General features: G+C 63.7%; 16 protein-coding genes. 5 read left to right on the top strand and 11 right to left on the bottom strand.

Annotated elements, in window-relative coordinates; genetic code table 11:
• The 7 genes from pstC to B5525_RS13520 all read right to left on the bottom strand — a co-directional run bounded on the left by pstC (position 1) and on the right by B5525_RS13520 (position 7,197).
• Entirely contained in the window at positions 1-990 is a 990-nt protein-coding gene (gene pstC / locus B5525_RS13550) for a phosphate ABC transporter permease subunit PstC (RefSeq protein WP_079566458.1), read from the bottom strand.
• Between the two features lie 159 nt (positions 991-1,149).
• On the bottom strand, positions 1,150-2,160 hold the full coding sequence (gene pstS / locus B5525_RS13545; protein WP_079566457.1) for a phosphate ABC transporter substrate-binding protein PstS: 1,011 nt from the start codon (positions 2,158-2,160) through the stop codon (positions 1,150-1,152).
• Positions 2,161-2,300: 140 nt separating this feature from the next.
• A complete protein-coding gene (locus tag B5525_RS13540) occupies positions 2,301-3,602 on the bottom strand; it encodes an ATP-binding protein (protein WP_079566456.1) in 1,302 nt (433 codons plus the stop codon).
• 35 nt (positions 3,603-3,637) lie between these two features.
• Positions 3,638-4,696, bottom strand: a complete 1,059-nt coding sequence (locus tag B5525_RS13535; protein WP_079566455.1) for a lysylphosphatidylglycerol synthase domain-containing protein — start codon at positions 4,694-4,696, stop codon at positions 3,638-3,640.
• Positions 4,697-4,953: 257 nt separating this feature from the next.
• Entirely contained in the window at positions 4,954-5,469 is a 516-nt protein-coding gene (locus B5525_RS13530; RefSeq protein ID WP_079566454.1) for a DinB family protein, read from the bottom strand.
• Positions 5,470-5,501: 32 nt separating this feature from the next.
• Positions 5,502-5,798, bottom strand: a complete 297-nt coding sequence (locus B5525_RS13525) for a hypothetical protein (RefSeq protein WP_079566453.1) — start codon at positions 5,796-5,798, stop codon at positions 5,502-5,504.
• Between the two features lie 4 nt (positions 5,799-5,802).
• Positions 5,803-7,197 (bottom strand): OmpA family protein, encoded by a 1,395-nt coding sequence (locus B5525_RS13520; protein ID WP_079566452.1) that lies wholly within the window; start codon positions 7,195-7,197, stop codon positions 5,803-5,805.
• Positions 7,198-7,364: 167 nt separating this feature from the next.
• On the opposite strand from B5525_RS13520, the gene B5525_RS13515 reads away from it, so the two are divergent.
• Together B5525_RS13515 and B5525_RS13510 are read left to right on the top strand one after the other, a co-directional pair.
• Positions 7,365-8,423 (top strand): polysaccharide deacetylase family protein, encoded by a 1,059-nt coding sequence (locus B5525_RS13515; RefSeq protein ID WP_079566451.1) that lies wholly within the window; start codon positions 7,365-7,367, stop codon positions 8,421-8,423.
• A 195-nt stretch (positions 8,424-8,618) separates the two neighbouring features.
• A complete protein-coding gene (locus tag B5525_RS13510) occupies positions 8,619-9,425 on the top strand; it encodes an SDR family oxidoreductase (protein ID WP_079566450.1) in 807 nt (268 codons plus the stop codon).
• Between the two features lie 67 nt (positions 9,426-9,492).
• Here the strand turns inward: B5525_RS13510 and boxB are convergent, their stop codons facing one another.
• The 4 genes from boxB to B5525_RS13490 all read right to left on the bottom strand — a co-directional run bounded on the left by boxB (position 9,493) and on the right by B5525_RS13490 (position 15,381).
• Positions 9,493-10,944 carry a benzoyl-CoA 2,3-epoxidase subunit BoxB gene (gene boxB / locus B5525_RS13505; RefSeq protein ID WP_079566449.1) on the bottom strand — a complete coding sequence of 484 codons (1,452 nt, stop codon included), beginning with the start codon at positions 10,942-10,944 and terminating at the stop codon, positions 9,493-9,495.
• Positions 10,945-11,043: 99 nt separating this feature from the next.
• Complete coding sequence (boxC, locus tag B5525_RS13500) at positions 11,044-12,732, bottom strand: 2,3-epoxybenzoyl-CoA dihydrolase (protein ID WP_079566448.1); 1,689 nt, start codon at positions 12,730-12,732, stop codon at positions 11,044-11,046.
• A gap of 144 nt (positions 12,733-12,876) precedes the next feature.
• The gene (locus B5525_RS13495) at positions 12,877-13,695 is read right to left on the bottom strand and encodes an alpha/beta fold hydrolase (protein WP_079566447.1); all 819 of its coding nucleotides are present in this window, start codon (positions 13,693-13,695) and stop codon (positions 12,877-12,879) included.
• A 147-nt stretch (positions 13,696-13,842) separates the two neighbouring features.
• On the bottom strand, positions 13,843-15,381 hold the full coding sequence (locus B5525_RS13490) for a benzoate-CoA ligase family protein (protein WP_079566446.1): 1,539 nt from the start codon (positions 15,379-15,381) through the stop codon (positions 13,843-13,845).
• 155 nt (positions 15,382-15,536) lie between these two features.
• Here B5525_RS13490 and B5525_RS13485 point away from each other — a divergent pair, with 155 nt between their 5' ends.
• The 3 genes from B5525_RS13485 to B5525_RS13475 all read left to right on the top strand — a co-directional run bounded on the left by B5525_RS13485 (position 15,537) and on the right by B5525_RS13475 (position 19,460).
• Complete coding sequence (locus B5525_RS13485) at positions 15,537-16,445, top strand: helix-turn-helix transcriptional regulator (protein ID WP_244567892.1); 909 nt, start codon at positions 15,537-15,539, stop codon at positions 16,443-16,445.
• 86 nt (positions 16,446-16,531) lie between these two features.
• Positions 16,532-17,890 carry an aromatic ring-hydroxylating dioxygenase subunit alpha gene (locus B5525_RS13480; protein ID WP_079566444.1) on the top strand — a complete coding sequence of 453 codons (1,359 nt, stop codon included), beginning with the start codon at positions 16,532-16,534 and terminating at the stop codon, positions 17,888-17,890.
• Between the two features lie 133 nt (positions 17,891-18,023).
• A complete protein-coding gene (locus tag B5525_RS13475; RefSeq protein WP_079566443.1) occupies positions 18,024-19,460 on the top strand; it encodes a glutamine synthetase family protein in 1,437 nt (478 codons plus the stop codon).
• Positions 19,461-19,484 lie beyond the last annotated feature (24 nt).

Raw genomic sequence — 19,484 nt, 5'->3', positions numbered from 1 at the left:
CTAGTTCCCCGCCTTCTTTTCCAGCCGCATCAGCATCAACCGCGCCGCCGCCAGCACGAAGAAGGTCAGCACGAACAGCAGCAGTCCGAGCAGGATCAGGCCGGACTGGTGCAGGCCGTCGCTTTCGGCGAATTCGGATGCGATCGCCGCCGAGATCGTGGTGCCCGGTGCAAAGATCGAGGACGAGATTCGGAAGGAATTGCCGATGATGAAGGTGACCGCCATGGTCTCACCGAGCGCCCGGCCGAGCGCCAGCATGACGCCGCCGATGACGCCGACGCGGGTGTAGGGGATCACGACGTTGCGCACCACTTCCCAGGTGGTGCAGCCGACGCCGTAGGCCGCTTCCTTCAGCACCGGCGGCACGGTCTTGAACACGTCGACCGAGATCGCGGTGATGAAGGGCAGCACCATGATGGCCAGGATCAGCGCCGCGTTGAACAGGCTGAGATAGGAAGGCGGGCCTGCGAAGATCGAACCGAGGATCGGGATGCCGTCGAACACTTTGATCATGAAGGGCTGGAACGTGTAGGCCAGGAACGGGCCGAGCACGAAGAACCCCCACATGCCGTAGATGATCGAGGGGATGCCGGCGAGCAATTCGATGGCTATTCCGATCGGGCGCCGCAGCCATTGCGGGCAGAGTTCAGTGAGGAAGATCGCGATCCCCAGTCCCACCGGGATGGCGATCAGCATCGCGATGAACGAGGTCACCAGCGTGCCGTACATCGGGCCGAGCGCACCGAGCACCGGCGGATCGGCCGACGGCGCCCAGCGCGACGTGTACAGGAACGCAATGCCGTATTGCTGGATCGCCGGCCAGGCGCCGACGATCAGGGAAAGGATGATGCCGCCGAGGATCAGGAGGACCGAAACCGCGCAGGCGCGCGTGATCCAGTAGAAGGTGACATCGCCGAGTTTGAAAGCGTTCAGCGCGCGGGCGCGATCGTAAGGTCCGGCGGCTTCCATTACATCGCTCTGAACGGCCATGTCTGCCACGCCAATCCCCTATAGTGTTTTACTTGAGCCGTCTGCCCGGATGGGCGCAGCGCCGATCCGGGGTCGATCTTGCTGGCTTTGCGGGCGGTCCCGGTTTCGCGGAGCGGCACCAACGGCGCTGCTCCGCGTCCGGGAAAGAAATGCCTCCGCTCAGCTCTTGATATCGGCCGACCAGGTCTTCTCGATCAGCTTGACCACCGGCTCCGGCATCGGGATGTAGTCGAGTTCTTCGGCCATCTTGTCGCCCTTGGCGAAGGCCCATTTGAAGAACTTGATGGCTTCGGCGGAAGCGGCCTTATCCGCCGGCTCCTTGTGCATCAGGATGAAGGTCGAGGCCGTGACCGGCCATGACTTTTCGCCGGGCTGATCGGTGAGGATCACGTAGTAGCCGGGGGCCTTGGCCCAGTCGGCGTTCGAGGCGGCGGCCTGGAACGCGCCGACGGTCGGCTGCACGGTCTTGCCGGCCTTGTTGACCATCGCGGTATAGGTCAGCTTGTTCTGCTTGGCATAGGCGTATTCGACATAGCCGATCGAGTTCCTGGTCTGGCCGATATTGCCGGAGACGCCTTCGTTGCCCTTGGCGCCGACGCCGACCGGCCACTCAACCGCGGTGCCCTCGCCGACCTTGGACTTCCAGTCCGCGCTGACCTTGGACAGGTAGTTGGTGAAGTTGAAGGTCGTGCCCGAACCGTCGGAACGGCGCACCACCGTGATCGCGTCGGTCGGCAGCTTCACGTTCGGATTGAGCTTCTTGATCGCCGGATCGTCCCACTTGGTGATCTTGCCGAGATAGATGTTGGCGAGCGTATCGCCGTCGAACACCATTTCACCGGGCTTCACACCCTCGAGATTGACCACGGGAACGATCGCACCCATGACCATCGGCCACTGGATCAGGCCGTCCTTCTCGAGCTGCTCGACCTTGAGCGGCATGTCGGAGGCGCCGAACGTCACGGTCTTGGCCTCGATCTGCTTGATGCCGCCGCCGGAGCCGATCGACTGGTAGTTCAGACCGTTGCCGGTCTCCTTTTTGTAGGCATCGGCCCATTTCGAATAGATCGGGAACGGGAACGTCGCGCCCGCTCCGGTAATGTCGGCGGCAAACGCCGACGTCGATGCGGCGACCAGGCCGGCAGCGACGATAGCTTTGATGAAATTCATGTGCTGGTCTCCCTGGTGAGCGAAGCGCCAAATGCGCCCGACTGCGCTCACGCCCGCTCGTGTAGGAGCGGTCGGTGCTCGTTTTACGAAGGTTTAGTGACACCTGGATGACATAGCCAAGCAGCTGAAATTGCTTGTTTTTAAGCGGAAGCAGGGGTTTTCGCCTGGGGAAAACAGGCGGTAAAAGTCGCCCCGTGCTTAGGCACGCTTTCGATCAATAACCGGCCGCGATGGCGGTTAACGATATGTTTAACCAGCGATAAACCCAGCCCCGTGCCGCCCTGTGCGCGGCTGTCGCCGACGTCCACCCGGTAGAACCGCTCGGTGAGCCGCGGCAGATGCTCGGGCGCGATGCCGGGGCCGAAATCGCGTACCATGACCCGGACTTCCGGCACCCCCTCGCCCGAGACCGCCGCGACCAGGGAGACGATAACCTTGCCGCCGGAGGCGCCGTATTTCAGCGCGTTCTCGATCAGGTTCTCGAACAGCCGCAGCAGTTCCTCGCGGTCGCCGGCGATCACGACAGGGCTCTCCGGCAACTGGATGTCGATCGTGACCTGGCGTTCCCGCGCCAGCGGCTCCAGCCCGTCGGCGACCTGGCGGATGATCGGGACGATATCGACCAGCGTGTCGGGGCGGACATGGGCTGACAATTCGACCCGCGACAGCGACAACAGATCGTCGATCAGCCGCGCCATCCGGGTCGCCTGGGTATGCATGATGCCGAGGAAACGCTCCCGCGCCTTGGCGTCCTCCTTGGCCGGCCCCTGCAGCGTATCGATGAAGCCCGACAGCGCCGCCAGCGGCGTGCGCAATTCATGGCTGGCATTGGCGACGAAGTCGGCGCGCATTTCCTCGACCCGGCGCAGCGGCGTCTGATCGTGGAAGGTCATCAGCATGCATTTTTCGGTGCCGCCGAACAGCGTCGGCACCGGCACCGGGGTGATGATCAGTTCCATCCAGCGGTCGACCGGCACGTGATCGAGATAGGTGGCGCGGCGGGGTTCCGTGGTGGCAATGGCTTCGCGCAGCGCGCTGATGATCTCGGGCGAGCGCAGCGCGAACTGGGCGAGTTCGTTCTTGCGCAGCGCCGGCGCGAGCTGCGCCGCTGCGGCGTTGAGGTGAATGACGCGGCCGGCGCGATCGAGCAGCACCGCGGGATCCGGCATGCCGGCAACGATGGCGCTGACGGCGGCGGTTTCGACCGGGCTGGTGATGCCGCGGACGTCTTCGCGGGAGGTGGCGACATTGTGCAGGCGCCACGGCACCAACGCGGCGGCGGCGATGCAGACGAACACCGCGCCGGCGCGCAACGGCGACAATTCGCCGAACGCGACCAGCACGGCGAGCGCAATGCCGGCGGCGAGCAGGATGATGGCCGAATGCCGCAACCGGTCCGGCCACGGCGAGAAGAAGGAAGCAGAAGGAGCGTCGAGTGCCATCGGGCCGGCTGTCTCCCTGTTCGGGTATTCAATCGTCAGGCGCTGCCCTTGTCGCCGCGTTCCCTGACATAGGCGGCTTCGCGGGTGGGCCCGGCTTCGAGCGCCGTCCTGGCCTGGCGCAGGCGCTTGGTCCGGGTCCCTATCATAACCTCCCGAAACGTCAGCAAGATTACAGATATGACGAAGGGGGCGAGATAATAAAGGACCCGGAACAGCAGCATCCCCGCCAGCAGGTTTTCCCGGTCCATCTGCCACAGCCCGACCAGCATGGCCGCGTCAAACACCCCAAGGCCGCCGGGGGAGTGGCTGGCGAAGCCCAGCAGGGTCGCCGAGACGAAGATCACCGCGACCACGACAAAGCCGAGATTGGGCTCATCGGGCACCAGCACATACATCGCCAGCGCGCAGAAGCCGAGATCGACGATGCCGATCACGATCTGCAGCAGCGTCAGCGGGCCGCCCGGCAGCGCCACCGTCCAGGGCCCGCGACCGACACTTCGCGGCCTGGTCCAGACCCAGACCACATAGCCCACCAGCGCCAGAATGATCAGGATCGCGGTAATGCGGTTCAGCCAGGGCGGCAGTTGATCGATCGATGACGCCGCTTCCGGGTGAAAGGCGATCCCGAGCCCGAGTACCGCAGCGTTGCCGAGCCAGAATGTCAGGCCGGCCAGAAAGCAGATCTTGGCGACGTCGATCGCGTTCAACCCCCAGGCGGAATAGATGCGATAGCGCACCGCACCGCCCGTGAAGACGCTGGCGCCGACATTGTGCCCGATCGAATAGCTGGTGAAGGCGGCAAGCGCGTTGATGCGGTAGGGAATGTCGCCGCGGCCGATCGCGCGAACCGCGAACCAGTCGTAGAAGGTCAGCGTGAAATAACCCGCGGCCACGAACAACGCCGCCAGTGCGATCTGGCGGTACTCGGTCTGCTTGATCGCCTCGACGACCTCGTCGACGTCGATACCGCGCAGCATGTGGTAGAGCACGTAGCACGCGATCCCGATGACCGTGACGCTGACGCCAACACCAAGCTTATGCAGGATTTGCTTCTGGCGCAGAAACGAGATCGCCCTGCGTATTGCTTCCAGCATCTAAACCTCGAACTGCGATCCCGCGACAACGGTACCAAAGCGAGCTTCGCTGCGGGCCGTGCCGGGCTTGCTCCCCGGCACGTGGTAGCGTGTTTTGGGCCGAAGTGGAATTCGCTTGATGGGAATAACACGCGCTCCTTCAATATATTAGGGGAAACTACGGGCACCCTGCTGCCCAGTTTTGCTGCATTCGCCCCGCCGCTGCAAAGCGGGAAGCCCCCAAAGCCTGCGCAGCAGGCGGTGAAGTTTTCGTGAAATCAGGCCACAGGCTTTGCCGCCAGCCGCTGAAAATACAACAGATCGAGTTCCGGCGCCTGGCCGAGCAGGCCGGTCAGCAACGCATGAACTTGCCCGCGGTGGTGGGTCTGGTGATTGAACCAGTGCGCCAGCGCGGGCGCCAGTGCCTGCTCGAATTCCTCCGGCGAGGAAACGCGGCGGTATTTGATGGTGCCTTCGATGCGCCGGTCGTCCAGCCCTTCCACGAAACCCAGGATCCGCCGGTCCTCGGCTTCGCGCGCGGCGCGCAGCTCGTCGAAGGTCTCGAACAGGATCGCGTCCAGCCGGTTCGGGGCATCGCCCTGGCCGGTAAAGCGATGCATCCAGATCCGGTCGGTGACCAGGAGATGATTCAGCGTGCCGTGAACCGACTTGAAGAAGGCGCCGCGATCGGCGCGATATTGTTCGCTCGAAAGCCGCGCGGCCGTCTCGTAGAGGCGGCTGTTCGCCCAGGCGTTGTAGTGCGCGAACATTCGATAATGCTCCGCGGGCGTCATGGATACCTCGCCTCTCCTGCCCTCGCAAAATCTCAGGCCGCCGGCACATGGCGCGAGAGCACCCGGTCGCGCAGCCACGATCCCACCGCGCAGCCGACCAGATACACCGCGAACATGGTGAGACCGAGATCGAGCCAATAGCCGGGGCGGCCGGGGATCAATTGCGCCAGCGCGGCTGCGACCAGCGCCGCCGCCAATGCCGCCAGCCACCGCGCCGTCCGCTTCGATACGCCCTGGCCGCGATGCACCACGGCGATCCAGCCCATGCCGAGGCCCAGCAGGGCTGACGCCAGCAGCCAGCCCCAATGAAATGTCACGAGATATGCCATTCTCCTACCTCACCACGAAATCGATGCGGCGGTTCTGCGCCTTGCCTTCGTCGGTATCGTTTGATGCGACCGGCTGCGAGCTGCCATAGCCTATCGCCGTGAACCGGTTCGCGGGCAGGCCCGCTTTGACAAGGTAGTCCATCACGGCCTGCGCGCGCTTTTCGGACAGCGCCTGGTTGAAGGCGTCCTCGCCGTCGGCGTCGGTGTGTCCCGCGATCTCGATGTCGGCCGACGGACAACGCATCGCGGTTTCGATCAGGCGGTCGAGCAGCCCTGCGGAATCCTGATCGATGCTGGCGCGCCGGGGTTCGAAGCGGATTTTTCCCCTGCCGAGCAGTTCCGAGAACAGCTGCTGGCATACGGTAGGATCGACCGGTGCTGCGGCGGGCTTGACCGAAATGTCGGCCTTGACCTGCCAGCCTTCCGGAAAATCCCTGGCAAGGCTGGCGCGGATCTGCGTCACCGCGGCATCGTAGAATGCGTCGCCGGAGAGTTTTATCTCCCGATCGGTCGCCACCAGCGTGCCGGTCGAGAGCCGCGACAACGCGCCCAGCGCCGGCACCACCGCGCTGACGAATCCGCTCGGCGCACCGATCGAGGCCTTCAGATTGTCGACCACCTTCTCGCTGAAGAACTTGCGCCCGGCGGCCGAAGCGATCGCGGCGTGGACGTTGTTGTCCGGCACATAGCCGGTCAGCGTCAGCGTCACCGCCACCGGATCCTTGTAGGCCTGGAACACATAAGGCGGCGCCTTGATGTCATTGGCGGCAACCGAGAAGCCCTCCGGGAGATTTTTCAGTGCGGCGGCGATCGCCTCGCGGCCGCCGAGATCGCGCGCCATGCCGGCAAGGCTGACCTTGGTGTCGGAGATCGTGATCTTGCCTTCCTTCAATTTGGCGATCTGATCGACCAGCAGCAAGCCGGCATTGTCGAAGCGCGGCGGCGCCCCCCGCGACATCTGCATCTGATCGGCCACTTCCACGCCGCCGAGCGCCGCGCGGGCCGCCTCGAGCAACTTGGCCTTGCTGGCCGGCAGCGGCGCACTGCCGCCCAGCGTGACCCGGGCGACGTCGCGCTCGGCCGACCACACGAACGGCTTGGCTTCGGGAATGAGCCGGGTCTCGTCGTTGACCAGCCGCACGCCCGGCACGGCTTCGACCGCTGCGACGGCGCTGCGGCGGCCGTCTTCCGAGAAGGCGTCGGCGGCGAAGCTGACGTCGCGGCCGGAGACCTCGATCCGCGTCTTGTCGAGGACGGTATCCTTAAGAGCCGACGTAGCGCGGGCGGCCAGGTCGGCTTCCAGGGGTGCGGTACTGGTCCAGGCCGCGATAGCCCAAAAGACGACCAGTGGAATTGTGCCCGGCCACCATTTGCTGCTCCACCTGTAAAGTCCGTGCATTCGATGTCCCGCGGGTCTGGAACAGAGAGAAAACAAACCCTTGCGGGGCTGTCAAATCCGAAATAACGCAAGAATGTCCGGTTAAAGCGCCGCGGCCCGAATAACTGTTTCTTCAGCGGTTTCCCGCTAGTTTCGCGGTTGCACCCGAACCGGCCAGCTCGTTCAGCATGAAGCAGTTTCGCAGCAACGTCATCCGCGCCGGACTGGGTGCGCTGTACTTCACCGGGGCGCATCACCTGTTGCGGCCGATTCTCTCCGGCGTCGGCGCCATTTTCATGCTTCATCACGTCCGTCCGGCGCGCGAGCCGGAGTTCCAGCCCAATCGTCATCTCGAAGTGGTGCCGACGTTCCTGCGCGCGACGTTGTCGCACCTTCGCTCGCGCGGCATCGACATCATCAGCATCGACGAGTTGCATCTTCGAATGGTCGAACGCAACTTCTCGCGGCGTTTTGCCTGCTTCACCCTCGACGATGGCTATCGCGACAACAGGGATTTCGCGCTGCCGGTGATGCGGGAATTTGACGCACCTTTGACCGTCTATGTCGCCAGTGATTTCGCCGAAGGTACCGGCCGGTTGTGGTGGATAGCGTTGGAGAGGGTGATCGCCAAAGCCGACATGATCGACGCCAAAATCGGCGGCGTCGCGACCCGTCTCGATGCTTCCACGCCGGCCGCCAAGCAGGGCGCATTCGACCGCCTGCACCATTGGCTGCGCACTTTGCCGGGCGAGCACGACCTCCGGCGCGAAGTTGCCGCGCTGTGCGCCCGTCACGGTGTCGACGAGACGACGATCGGCCGGGATCTCTGCATGTCCTGGGACGAACTCAAGGCGTTCGCCGACGATCCTTTGGTTAGCATCGGCGCGCATTCCGTCACCCATTGCAACCTCGCCAGGCAGAGCGAAGAGATCGCGAGCCAGGAGATGGCGATTGGCCGCGCGCGGATCGAAGACGCGCTGCAGCGTCCGGTGCTTCATCTCGCCTATCCCTACGGTGACAGGCATGCCGCCGGCCCGCGCGAATTCGCACTGGCGCGCGCGGCCGGATTCAAAACCGCGGTGACCACTCGGCCTGGCATGCTGTTCGCCGAAAACGCCGATCATTTGACCGCCCTGCCGCGGGTCTCGCTCAACGGCAATTTCCAGGACACGCGCATCCTGCCGGTGCTGACCTCCGGTGCTGCGACAGCGATGTGGAACGGTTTTCGGCGCGTCGACGCGGCGTAGCTGATTTGGTCGTCCCCGCGAACGTGGTGACCCACACGCCGCGGCCGTCGTTTTGGAGGACGCTGTTCGGCGGCTTCGCGCCCAAGGAACACAGGTGGTTATCGCTCCCGGCTCAAGGCCGGACGACGAAAGAGGATTCCTTGACACGCTCCATGGCCGCGCCCAGAACCGTGGGCAAATCCAACGGAGGAACGCATGTTCAAGGATCTGTTTTCGCTGAAGGGCCGCGTGGCGCTGGTCACGGGGGGATCGCGCGGCATCGGCAAGATGATCGCGGCCGGTTTTCTCAGCCAGGGCGCGGCAAAGGTTTACATCACCGCGCGCAAGGCCGGACCGTGCGAAGCGACCGCCAGGGAACTGTCGGCGGAATATGGCGGCGAGTGCATCGCGCTGCCGATCGACATTTCCACCATGGCCGGCATCGAGATGCTGGCGTCCGAGATCAAAAAGCGCGAACCGAAGCTGGATATCCTGGTCAACAATGCCGGCGCGGCGTGGGGTGCGGATTTCGACGAGTTTCCGGAGAGCGGCTGGGACAAGGTGGTCAACCTCAACCTCAAGACGCCTTTCTTCCTGACCAAGGCGCTGGCAGCATCATTGCGCGCCTCAGGAACCGCCGAAAAGCCCGCCAAGGTCATCAACGTCGCCTCCATCGACGGCATTTTCGTCAATCCGATGGAGACGTATTCCTACGCGGCCAGCAAGTCAGGGCTGATTCACCTGACGCGCCGGATGGCGGTAAAACTGATCAAGGACCATGTCGTGGTGACGGCGATCGCGCCGGGGCCGTTCAAGTCGGACATGAACAAGGCCGCGCGCGACAACGCCGACGAAGTAGCAACGCGGGTGCCGTCGGGGCGCATCGGCACCGACGAGGACATGGCGGGAGCGGCGATCTATCTCGCCTCGCGCGCCGGCGACTACGTGGTCGGCGCCACCATCGCGGTCGACGGCGGCATCGTCTACGCCAATCCGGGGATCAAGGGCGACGGGTGGGATTGAGGGATGGCGAATAGCGAGTAGCGAGTAGACCTTTCCATTCGCCATTCGCTATTCACCATTCGCCCACTCACGTCTCGATCTTCACATATTCGAAATCGCCGGGCTTGTTGTCGATGCCGACCTTGGGCGGTGAGATCCACGGGGCGTAGCCGCCGACCTCGGTCACCGGCGTCATCAGCGAACTGATGAAATCGCCGTCGTCGGTGGAGGGCAGCCAGTCGCTCTTGCGCTTGTTCCAGGTGGCGTCGTCGATCAGGAGGCCGTCCGGCGTGGCGTGGACGTCTTTGAACTCGCCGATCTGGCGGTGGAACGCGACGTTCGGCAGCGACAGCTTGAAATCGTAGCCGGCGGTCGAGATGATCTTGTTCCAGCGCAGCATGCCCTTGACGCAGTCCTGGCTGTAATCGTCGCGCAGCCGCATGTTGAGCGCGGTCAGCGCCGGCTCGTCGACGCGCTTGATCTCGCCGTTGACGAGCTTGAGCACCGGATAGGTGTCGTGCTCGAGGCGGTGATCGTCCTTGATCTGTGTTTCGTGGAAGCGGCCCTTGATGCCCGAATTGAAGGCGTTCGCGGCGTTGGTGGACACTTCCGAGCCGAAAAGATCGAGCGACAGCGTGTAGTGCAGGTTCAGTTTCTTCTGGATGGTCGGAAGATCGATCACGCCGAGCGCGCGAACCTTGGCGATATCGGCGGGATCGCTGATCCCGGCGGTGCGCATCGCCTCGCAGGTCCGCTGCACGATGCGGCTGATGCCGGTCTCGCCGACGAACATGTGATGCGCCTCTTCGGTCAGCATGAAGCGGCAGGTGCGCGACAACGGATCGAAGCCGGATTGCGCCAGCGAGTGCAGCTGCATCTTGCCGTCGCGGTCGGTGAAATAGGTGAACATGAAGAACGACAGCCAGTCCGGCGTTGCCTCGTTGAAGGCGCCGAGCATGCGCGGGCTGTCAGCATCGCCCGAGCGGCGGCGCAACAATTCGTCGGCTTCCTCGCGCCCGTCACGACCAAAATATTTCTGCAGGAGATAGACCATCGCCCAGAGATGACGGCCTTCCTCGACATTGACCTGGAACAGGTTGCGCAGATCGTAGAGCGAGGGCGCGGTCTTGCCGAGATGGCGCTGCTGTTCGACCGAGGCGGGCTCGGTGTCGCCCTGGACCACGACGAGGCGGCGCAGCATGGCGCGATACTCGCCCGGAACTTCCTGCCAGGCCGGCTCGCCGAAATGCTGCCCGAAGGGAATGACGCGGTTCTCTTCCTGGGGAGCAAGCAGGATGCCCCAGCGATATTCCGGCATCCTCACATAATCGAACTTGGCCCAGCCGCGCGGATCGACCGAATAGGCGGTGCGCAAATACACCAGCGACTGCTGGAAACCCTCGGGCCCCATGTCGCTCCACCAGTTCATGTAGCCGGGATGCCAGCCCTCCAGGGCTTTCAGCACCTGCCGGTCCTCGCTGAGATTCACATTGTTGGGAATCTTGGTCGAGTAATCGACGTTCATGATGTTGACGTTCATGGCGGATGTCTCCCGTGTTGGTATCTGGCGAATAGCGAGTAGCGAATGGCGAATAGGGAAGGAAAAACCATTCGCTATTCGCTACTCGCCATTCGCCCTCTACACTCTCGTCATATCGAACTGCGCCTTCTGACCGGTGCCGTAGCGGCGCAGCGCGCCGTTCTCGCCGACCGCGTTGGGGCGCTGGAAAATCCAGTTCTGCCACGCCGTCAGGCGGGAGAAGATTTTGGATTCCATGGTCTCGGGCCCGACGAAGCGCAAGTTTGCTTCCATACCAGTGAGGCTGTCGGGCGAGAAGCTGGTGCGCTCCTCGAAGAACACCCGGATCTCGTCATCCCAATCGATGTCGTCGAGCGCGAAGGTCACGAGACCGAGCGCCTCGGCTTCCTCGGCATCGAGCGCTTCGCCGATCTTCCGCTCCACCCGCTCCACGTCGGACGGGTCGGCCTGGAAGCGCGATTGCAGGCGGGTGAGGCCGTGGCTCATCGGATAGGGACCGAAATTCATCGCGGAGAGTTCGATCGCCGGCGGCGCCCGGTTGTCGCCCTGCCTCGACCCGATCAGCATGTAGGAGCGGTCGGCCGCGAACACGAGTTCGGCCAGCGTGCCCGCGAAACACGAGCCGGGCTCGACCAGCGTCACCAGCGTGCGCGAGGTGACGTCGATGCGCTTGAGCACCCGCTTCCAGTATTGCCTGATCTCGTTGACCAGCCAGTGCGCCTTGTTGGCTTCTAGGAAGGCGTCATGGGCCAGCACCTGCGCGCGCTCGCCATGCGACTTGAACACCAGCATTGCGGTTTCGAGTTCGTTGATGCGCAAGTGCAGGATCGCGTCGTCCAGTTCGCGCGCCACCTGCAGCGGCCAGAACGACGACCCCTGCGCGATCATGCCGTCGATGTCGGCGGGGGGTGCTGCTTCCGGCGCCTTGATCGAAATCGTGGCGATGCGCGCCGAGCGGTCGATATCGACGCTGACCAGGCCATAGCGGACGCTGTTGTCGTCGATGGTGCGGTTCAACGGCGTCAGCGCAATGCCCTTGCCGTTGCCGTTGCGCTTCGACGCCGAGGCGAATTCCTTGGCGCGCTCGGCGACTTTTGTCTCCAGTTTGCTGTTCGGCACGATCTCATCGACCAGGCGCCATTGCACCGCGCGCTTGCCCTTGACGCCTTCCTCGATGGTGCAGAAATAATCGGCGTGGTCGCGGCGCACCTTGCGCTTGTCGACCACCCGCGTCAGCCCGCCGGTGCCCGGCAGCACCGCCAGCAGCGGTACTTCCGGCAGCGCGACGGCGGCTGAGCCGTCATCGGCGAGGATGATGTGATCGGTGGCGAGCGCGAGTTCATAACCGCCGCCGGCCGCGGTGCCGTTGACCACGGTGATGAAACGCTGGCCGGAATTCTCGCTGGAATCCTCGAGCCCGTTGCGGGTCTCGTTGGTGAATTTGCAGAAATTGACCTTGTGGGCGTGGGTGGCGCCGGCCAGCATCCGGATGTTGGCGCCGGCGCAGAACACGCGGTTCTTGCCGGACCGCACCACCACCGCCTTCACTGCGGGATGCTCGAAGCGCAGCCGCTGCACCGCGTCGGCGAGCTCGATGTCGACGCCGAGATCGTAGGAATTTAGCTTGAGCTGATAGCCCTCGAACAGCCCGCCATTCTCGTCGACGTCCATGGTCAGCGTCGCCGTGTCGCCGTCGACCTGGAGCTTCCAGTGGCGGTAGCGCGACGGATCGGTCTGGAAATCGATGTATTTCGCGCCGCCAGCCAGGACGCGATCTTCACCAGCCATCGGGCCACCCTCACCTGTTCTCAGATTATCTCGGTTGATATGCATAATAGTTCATGTTCGGGGCGGCGTCCAGCCCTTTCAGGGCACTAAACCTGCATTTTGTTTCATATCTGGCCTGCGCTCCACGGGCACCCGGCCTGAACGTCAGGCAGCGCGCCCCTTTGAGCCTTCGTGCAGGTGCAGAATATGGTCGGCGAAATCCGAGATCGCATGAAGCGCCGCCTCCGGCGCTTCGCGATGCGGCGAATGTCCGGCGCCTGGAAGGATCGTCACATCCACCGGACAATAGCACTCCTGCTGCGCGATCTCGATCTGGCGGGTCGTCCCGTATTGATCCTCAGCGCCTTGCAGGATCGCGACCGGTACGCGGATAAAGGCGAGATACTCGGAAATATCCCAATTTCGAAACCCGGGGTCGAGCCAGGCGCCATTCCAGCCGTAGAAGGCGTTGTCGACATCGCTATGCCAGCGCGCCAGTTTTTTCCTCAGGTTGGTGGTCTCGTAGGCCACCTTGATCTCGGCAATCGAATCCACCGAAACATCTTCCACAACGAAATGCGGCGCGATCATCGCGACGCCGCGCACGCGGTGATCGGGCACGCCGCCGGCATAGATCGTCGCGATCGAGGCGCCGTCGGAATGGCCGAGCAACAGTCCGCGGCGAAAGCCGATCCGGTCGAGCAGCCTTGGCAGCACTTCGAGCGCCTCGACATGCATGTAGTCGAGCGGCCGCGGCAGTTTTGCCGGCGTTGAAGCGCCGTACCCCGCGCGCGAATAGACGAACACGCCGGTTGAGGTCGCCGCCTGGAGCTTATCCGGAAAATCGCCCCACAGCCCGGCCGAGCCGAGCCCTTCGTGCAGCATGACGATGGTCGGCGCGTCCTCGGGCGCGGGGCCGATCATGCGGTATTCGAGATCGGAAGCGCCGATGGTGAGGAAGCCGGTGGGGGAGAGGGTGGTCATGTCGTGCTTCCGTCGTACGTCGTCATTCCGGACAGTTCGCGAAGCGAACTGATCCGGAATCTCGAGATGATTTTGTTGCGTGAGATTCCCCGATGTGCAATTGCACATCAGGGTTCGCGCTGGCGCGCGCCCCGGAATGACGAAGCATCATCCGCCTGCGCCTTCCCGCAGCTTGAACCTTTGTATCTTCCCCGTCGCGGTTTTCGGCAGGGATTCGACGACATCGATCCAGCGCGGATATTTCCACACCCCGATCTTCTGCTTGACGTACTCCTTCAGCGCCTCGTGCAGGCCGTCGGTGTCGGCGCCCGATCGCAGCACCACATAGGCCTTCGGTTTCAAGAGTCCTTCCGGATCGGCTTCAGGCACTACGGCGGCTTCCAGCACCGCGGGATGGGTGATCAGCGCACTCTCGACTTCGAACGGCGACACCCAGATGCCGGAGACCTTGAACATATCGTCACTGCGGCCGCAGAAGGTGTAGCGGCCGTCGGCGTCACGAATGTATTTGTCGCCGGTGCGGGTCCAGTTGCCTTCGAAGGTCGAGCGGGTCTTGCTGCGCTGGTTCCAGTAGCCCTCGCCGGCCGAGGGCGCGTGCACCAGCATTTCTCCGACTTCGCCGTCGGCCACCTCTTGGCCGGCCTCGTTCACCAGCCGCACCTGATAGCCCGGAACGGGGCGGCCCGCAGTGCCGTATTTGATGTCGCCGGGCGAGTTCGACAGGAAGATATGCAACAGTTCGGTCGAGCCGACGCCATCGAGAATATCGACGCCGAAGCGCGCCTTCCAGGCATTGCCGACCGATTCCGGCAGCGCCTCGCCGGCGGAGGTGCAGATGCGCAAGCGCGAGCCGCCGCGCTCATGCTTCAAGGCGTCGTCGTGCAGCATCGAGGAGAACAGCGTCGGTACGCCGAAAAAGATGCTGGGATTGTATTTGTTCATCAGCCCGAACATCGAAGCCGGTGTTGGACGCTCGGAATTGAGCACCGTGGTGGCGCCGACCGACATCGGGAAGGTCAGCGCGTTGCCGAGGCCATAGGCGAAAAACAATTTTGCCGCCGACAGCCCGACATCGTCCTCGCGAATCCCGAGCACCTGCCTCGCATAGCTGTCCGCGGTCGCGGCGAGGTTGGAATGCAGGTGCCGCACGCCCTTGGGCATCCCGGTCGAGCCCGAGGAATACAGCCAGAACGCCGGCTCGTCGGCATGGGTCGCGACGGTGGCGAAAGCATCGCTCTCGCCTGCGAGTTCGTCGGACAATTTTTTGTAGCCATGCGCGTCGTTGCCGGAAACGATGACGTGATCGAGATCGGCCATCCGCCCGATCATGTCCTTGACCACGGGCAGCAGCGCTTCGGAAACGAACAGCACCCGCGCGCGGCAATCCGCCAGCACATAGGCGTATTGATCCGAGGTCAAAAGCGTATTGAGCGGCACCGGCACCACGCCGGCGCGGATCGCGCCGAGAAACACGGCCGGAAAATCGACCGTGTCGAGCATGATCATCGCGACGCGTTCCTCGCGGCGGACGCCGAGGCGGCGCAGCATGTTGGCGACGCGGCGGCTCTGCGTCTGCAGTTCGCCATAGGTCAGTTCGGAAACGGTGTCGGTGAAGGCGAGTTTTGCCCCGCGGCCCTCATCGATATTGCGGTCGAGCAGCCAGGTCACCGCGTTGTAGGTGCTCATGCCCCGCCCTCATCAGCCAAGCGTGTCACGCCTCCTCCTCTCCGGTTTTTAAGAATTATAATTCATAGAAAGGCACTACACGCGCTTGCTGTCAATCCTCCTCGGCATTATGTTTCCGGATGCGCGCGCGTCGCGGTGGAAATAGAACAGCGGATATGACCGAACAGCCCGATCCCGAATCCGCTTTTCTCGAGCAACTCGGCCATCGCGTCCGCACCATGCGCGCACTGCGCGGCATGTCCCGCAAGGTGCTCGCAAAAGTTTCCGGCATTTCCGAACGCTATATCGCCCAGCTCGAAAGCGGCAAGGGGAACGTCTCGATCGTGCTGTTGCGCCGGGTGTCGGGTGCGATGGGCGCACATCTCGAAGACCTCATTCCCGTCGGCGAACCGTCGCCGGACTGGCCTGTCATCCGCGACCTCCTGCGCCAAGCCACGCCGAACCAGATCGCGCACGTCAAGGATATCCTTTCAGGCCAAGGCGCCTCGGCGCAGCGGCGGATGTCGTTTTCCGGCATCGCCCTGATCGGCCTGCGCGGCGCCGGCAAATCCACGCTCGGCAAGATGTTGGCGAAGACGATCGGCTGGGATTTTGTCGAACTGAACAAGGAGATCGAGGCGCAGAACGGGCTTTCGGTCGCCGAGATCATCGCGCTGTACGGCCAGGAGGGTTTTCGGCGCATGGAGCAGGCCGCGCTGACGGCCTTGCTGGCGCGGAAAGAACTGATGGTGCTGGCGACCGGCGGCGGCATCGTCTCCGAACCGCTGACCTTCGACCTGATCCTGACGTCGTTCTATACCATCTGGGTCAAGGCCAAGCCGGAAGAACATATGGCGCGGGTGCGTCGCCAGGGCGATCTGCGCCCGATGGCCGACGACCGCTCGGCGATGGCGGAACTGCGCACCATCCTCAAGAGCCGCGAACCGCTTTATGCCCGCGCCAACGCCGTGGTCGACACCGCGGGGCTGAGCGTGGACGCGGCGGCGGTGCGTTTGAACGAGGCGGTGGCGCCGGTGCTGAAGCAGGATGCGCAGGCGTTCGGGCTGCGCATCGTAGCCTCGTAACGGGTTCGGTTGCGCGCAATTCCGACTTCCGCAACAAGCTGCTTTGTATAGAGTGGCTGCGACAGTTCCGAGAAGGACGCCCCGCCATGATGAGCCAGGAACAGAACGACCTGATCACCCGTACCGGGTCCAAAGACCTCTGCGGAAAACTGATGCGGATGTACTGGCAGCCGGCGGCGCTGGTCGACGAGTTGGCCGGCCCGCGTCCGGTGCGGCCGGTCAAACTGCTCGGCGAGGATCTGGTGCTGTTTCGCGACGAAGCGGGATCGTACGGCCTGATCGAACGGCATTGCGCGCATCGCGGCGCCGACCTTGCGTTCGGGCGGCTGGAAAATGGTGGCCTGCGCTGCGCCTTCCACGGCTGGCTGTTCGACGCGTCCGGCCAGTGCCTGGAAACGCCGGCCGAACCGAAGGACTCGCCGCTCTGCAAGGGCATCAGGCAGCGCGCCTATCCCGTGATCGAGAAGAGCGGCATCCTCTGGGCCTTTCTCGGCGAAGGCGAGCCGCCGGCGTTTCCGGAGATCGACTGCTTCGTCGCCCCCGACAGCCACACCTTTGCATTCAAGGGCCACATCAGCTGCAACTGGCTGCAGGCGCTGGAAGTCGGCATCGATCCGTCGCATGCCTCGTTCCTGCATCGCTTCTTCGAGGACGAGGATACGTCGGGCGCCTACGGCAAGCAGTTCCGCGGCGCGTCCGCCGGCACCGACCTGCCGATGACGAAAATCCTGCGCGAATATGACCGCCCCATCATCAATGTCGAGCAGACCGAATACGGCCTGCGGCTGATCGCGCTGCGCGAGATCGACGAGGAGCGGACGCATGTCCGCGTCACCAACCAACTGTTCCCGCACGCTTTCGTGATTCCGATGAGCACGGAGATGACGATTTCGCAGTGGCACGTGCCGATCGACGACGAGAACTGCTACTGGTACGCGATCTTCACCAGCTATTCGACGCCGGTGGACAAGAAGAAGATGCGCGACCAGCGCCTCGAACTCTACGAGCTGCCGGATTATCGCTCGCGCAAGAACAAATCCAACGACTACGGCTTCGATGCGCAGGAGCAACTGAGCGCGACCTACACCGGCATGGGCAACGACATCAACGTGCACGACCAGTGGGCGGTGGAATCGATGGGCCCGATCCAGGACCGCACCCGCGAGCATCTCGGCTCTGCCGACAAGGCCATCGTGCAATATCGCCGCCTGCTGCGGCAGGAGATCGAGAAGGCGGCCTCGGGGGCAAAACCCTTCATGTTCCTGGACGCCGCGCATGCGAAGAGCATCCAGGGACCGGCGACCATGGACGGCATCGGCCCGACGCGGGGCTGGGAAGCCTTCTGGATGGAAGTCGACGTCAAGCGTCGCCGCGGCGCGCCATGGGCAGCACCCGTGCCGGCCGAGATCGCCGACAAGGTGCGTCACCTCAAGGCGGTCAAGTGATGATGTTTCCTCGTCATTGCGAGCGCAGCGAAGCAATCCATCTCGCCGCGCAAAGAAAGAATGGATTGCTTCGTCGCTTCGCTCCTCGCAATGACGGCCATACTTCGAGTCGATCTTTTGCGGGGGCCATGCGTTGAGTTTTGTCAGACGTCACGGCCTCTGGTCCGACGAACAGCAGGAAGCGACCGCTCGCCTCAAGCGCATCGTCGAGGAGCAGAACCTCGAGGTCATCCGGCTGTCGTTCCCCGACCAGCACGGCATCCTTCGCGGCAAGACGCTGGTGGCGAGCGAAGCGATTGCGTCGCTGGAGAGCGGCTGCACCATCACCACCACGATGTTCGCCAAGGACACTTCGCACAAGACGGTGTTTCCGGTGTTCACCTCCGGCGGCGGGTTCGGGATGCGCGAAATGGAAGGCGCCGCCGACGTCCTGATGGTGCCGGATCCCCTGAGCTTCCGCGTGCTGCCGTGGTCGCCCGCGACCGGCTGGCTGTTGTGCGATGTCTACTTCGCCGACGGGCGGCCGGTGCCGTTCGCGACGCGCCATCTCTATCGGTCGGTACTCGATAAACTTGCAAGACACGGCTACGATTTCGTCGCCGGCCTTGAAGTCGAATTCCACATCTTCAAACTCGAAGACGCAAAAATGTCGCCGGAGCATGCCGGGCAGCCGGGCACCCCGCCCGATGTCAGCCTGCTCTCGCACGGCTATCAATACCTCACCGAGCAGCGCTACGACCAGATGGAGCCGGTGCTGGAAATCATCCGGCGCGACATCCTCGCGCTCGGACTGCCGCTGCGCTCGATCGAGGTCGAGTTCGGCCCGAGCCAGTGTGAATTCACGTTCGCGCCGAGGAAAGGGCTCGAGCCTGCCGACAACATGATCCTGTTTCGCAGCGCCGTGAAGCAGATCGCCCACCGCCACGGTTATCACGCGACCTTCATGTGCCGCCCAAAACTGCCGAACGCGTTCGCCTCCGGCTGGCATCTGCATCAGTCGATCGTTGCGCGCGGAAGTGGCGAGAACGCGTTCATGGCCAGGGAAACCGGCGAGGTCCTGAGCCCGTTCGGCCGCCACTATCTCGGGGGGCTGCTGGAGCACGCCCGCGCCTCGACCGTGTTCACCACGCCGACCATCAACGGCTACAAGCGTTACCGTTCCTATTCGCTGGCGCCGGACCGCGCGATCTGGGGCCGCGACAACCGCGGCGTGATGGTGCGCGTGCTCGGGGCTCCCGGCGATGCCGCCACGCGGCTTGAAAACCGCATCGGCGAGCCCGCCGCCAACCCCTATCTCTACATGGCCTCCCAGATTCTCTCCGGCCTCGACGGCGTCGACCGCGCGCTCGATCCCGGCCCGTCGGCGGACACGCCCTATGAGACGCAGGCCGCCTTGTTGCCGAAGACGCTGCGCGAAGCGGTGTTCGCGCTCAAGGACGATCCGTTCTTCCGCGACGCGCTCGGCTCGGGCTTCGTCGACTACTACGTCCGTATCAAGAACGCCGAAATCGAGCGCTTCCAGGCCGAGGTGTCGGACTGGGAACAGCGCGAATATTTCGAGATGTTTTGAGTCCGTTAGATTCGGCGGCGGCTT

The organism is Bradyrhizobium erythrophlei, from assembly GCF_900129505.1.
GTDB lineage: Bacteria > Pseudomonadota > Alphaproteobacteria > Rhizobiales > Xanthobacteraceae > Bradyrhizobium > Bradyrhizobium erythrophlei_D.
Note: the sequence above shows the minus strand (reverse complement) of the source record. Positions and strands in the feature narration are given on the sequence as shown.

Bases quoted from the DNA above. Each gene is read 5' to 3' on its own strand.
- B5525_RS13530 (WP_079566454.1), bottom strand. From the start codon at position 5,469: ATGACGCCCGCGGAGCATTATCGAATGTTCGCGCACTACAACGCCTGG.
- pstC (WP_079566458.1), bottom strand. From the start codon at position 990: ATGGCCGTTCAGAGCGATGTAATGGAAGCCGCCGGACCTTACGATCGC.
- B5525_RS13495 (WP_079566447.1), bottom strand. From the start codon at position 13,695: ATGACCACCCTCTCCCCCACCGGCTTCCTCACCATCGGCGCTTCCGAT.
- B5525_RS13480 (WP_079566444.1), top strand. From the start codon at position 16,532: ATGATGAGCCAGGAACAGAACGACCTGATCACCCGTACCGGGTCCAAA.
- boxC (WP_079566448.1), bottom strand. From the start codon at position 12,732: ATGGCTGGTGAAGATCGCGTCCTGGCTGGCGGCGCGAAATACATCGAT.
- B5525_RS13520 (WP_079566452.1), bottom strand. From the start codon at position 7,197: ATGCACGGACTTTACAGGTGGAGCAGCAAATGGTGGCCGGGCACAATT.
- B5525_RS13525 (WP_079566453.1), bottom strand. From the start codon at position 5,798: ATGGCATATCTCGTGACATTTCATTGGGGCTGGCTGCTGGCGTCAGCC.
- B5525_RS13515 (WP_079566451.1), top strand. From the start codon at position 7,365: ATGAAGCAGTTTCGCAGCAACGTCATCCGCGCCGGACTGGGTGCGCTG.
- B5525_RS13535 (WP_079566455.1), bottom strand. From the start codon at position 4,696: ATGCTGGAAGCAATACGCAGGGCGATCTCGTTTCTGCGCCAGAAGCAA.
- boxB (WP_079566449.1), bottom strand. From the start codon at position 10,944: ATGAACGTCAACATCATGAACGTCGATTACTCGACCAAGATTCCCAAC.
- B5525_RS13510 (WP_079566450.1), top strand. From the start codon at position 8,619: ATGTTCAAGGATCTGTTTTCGCTGAAGGGCCGCGTGGCGCTGGTCACG.
- B5525_RS13490 (WP_079566446.1), bottom strand. From the start codon at position 15,381: ATGAGCACCTACAACGCGGTGACCTGGCTGCTCGACCGCAATATCGAT.
- B5525_RS13540 (WP_079566456.1), bottom strand. From the start codon at position 3,602: ATGGCACTCGACGCTCCTTCTGCTTCCTTCTTCTCGCCGTGGCCGGAC.
- B5525_RS13485 (WP_244567892.1), top strand. From the start codon at position 15,537: ATGACCGAACAGCCCGATCCCGAATCCGCTTTTCTCGAGCAACTCGGC.
- pstS (WP_079566457.1), bottom strand. From the start codon at position 2,160: ATGAATTTCATCAAAGCTATCGTCGCTGCCGGCCTGGTCGCCGCATCG.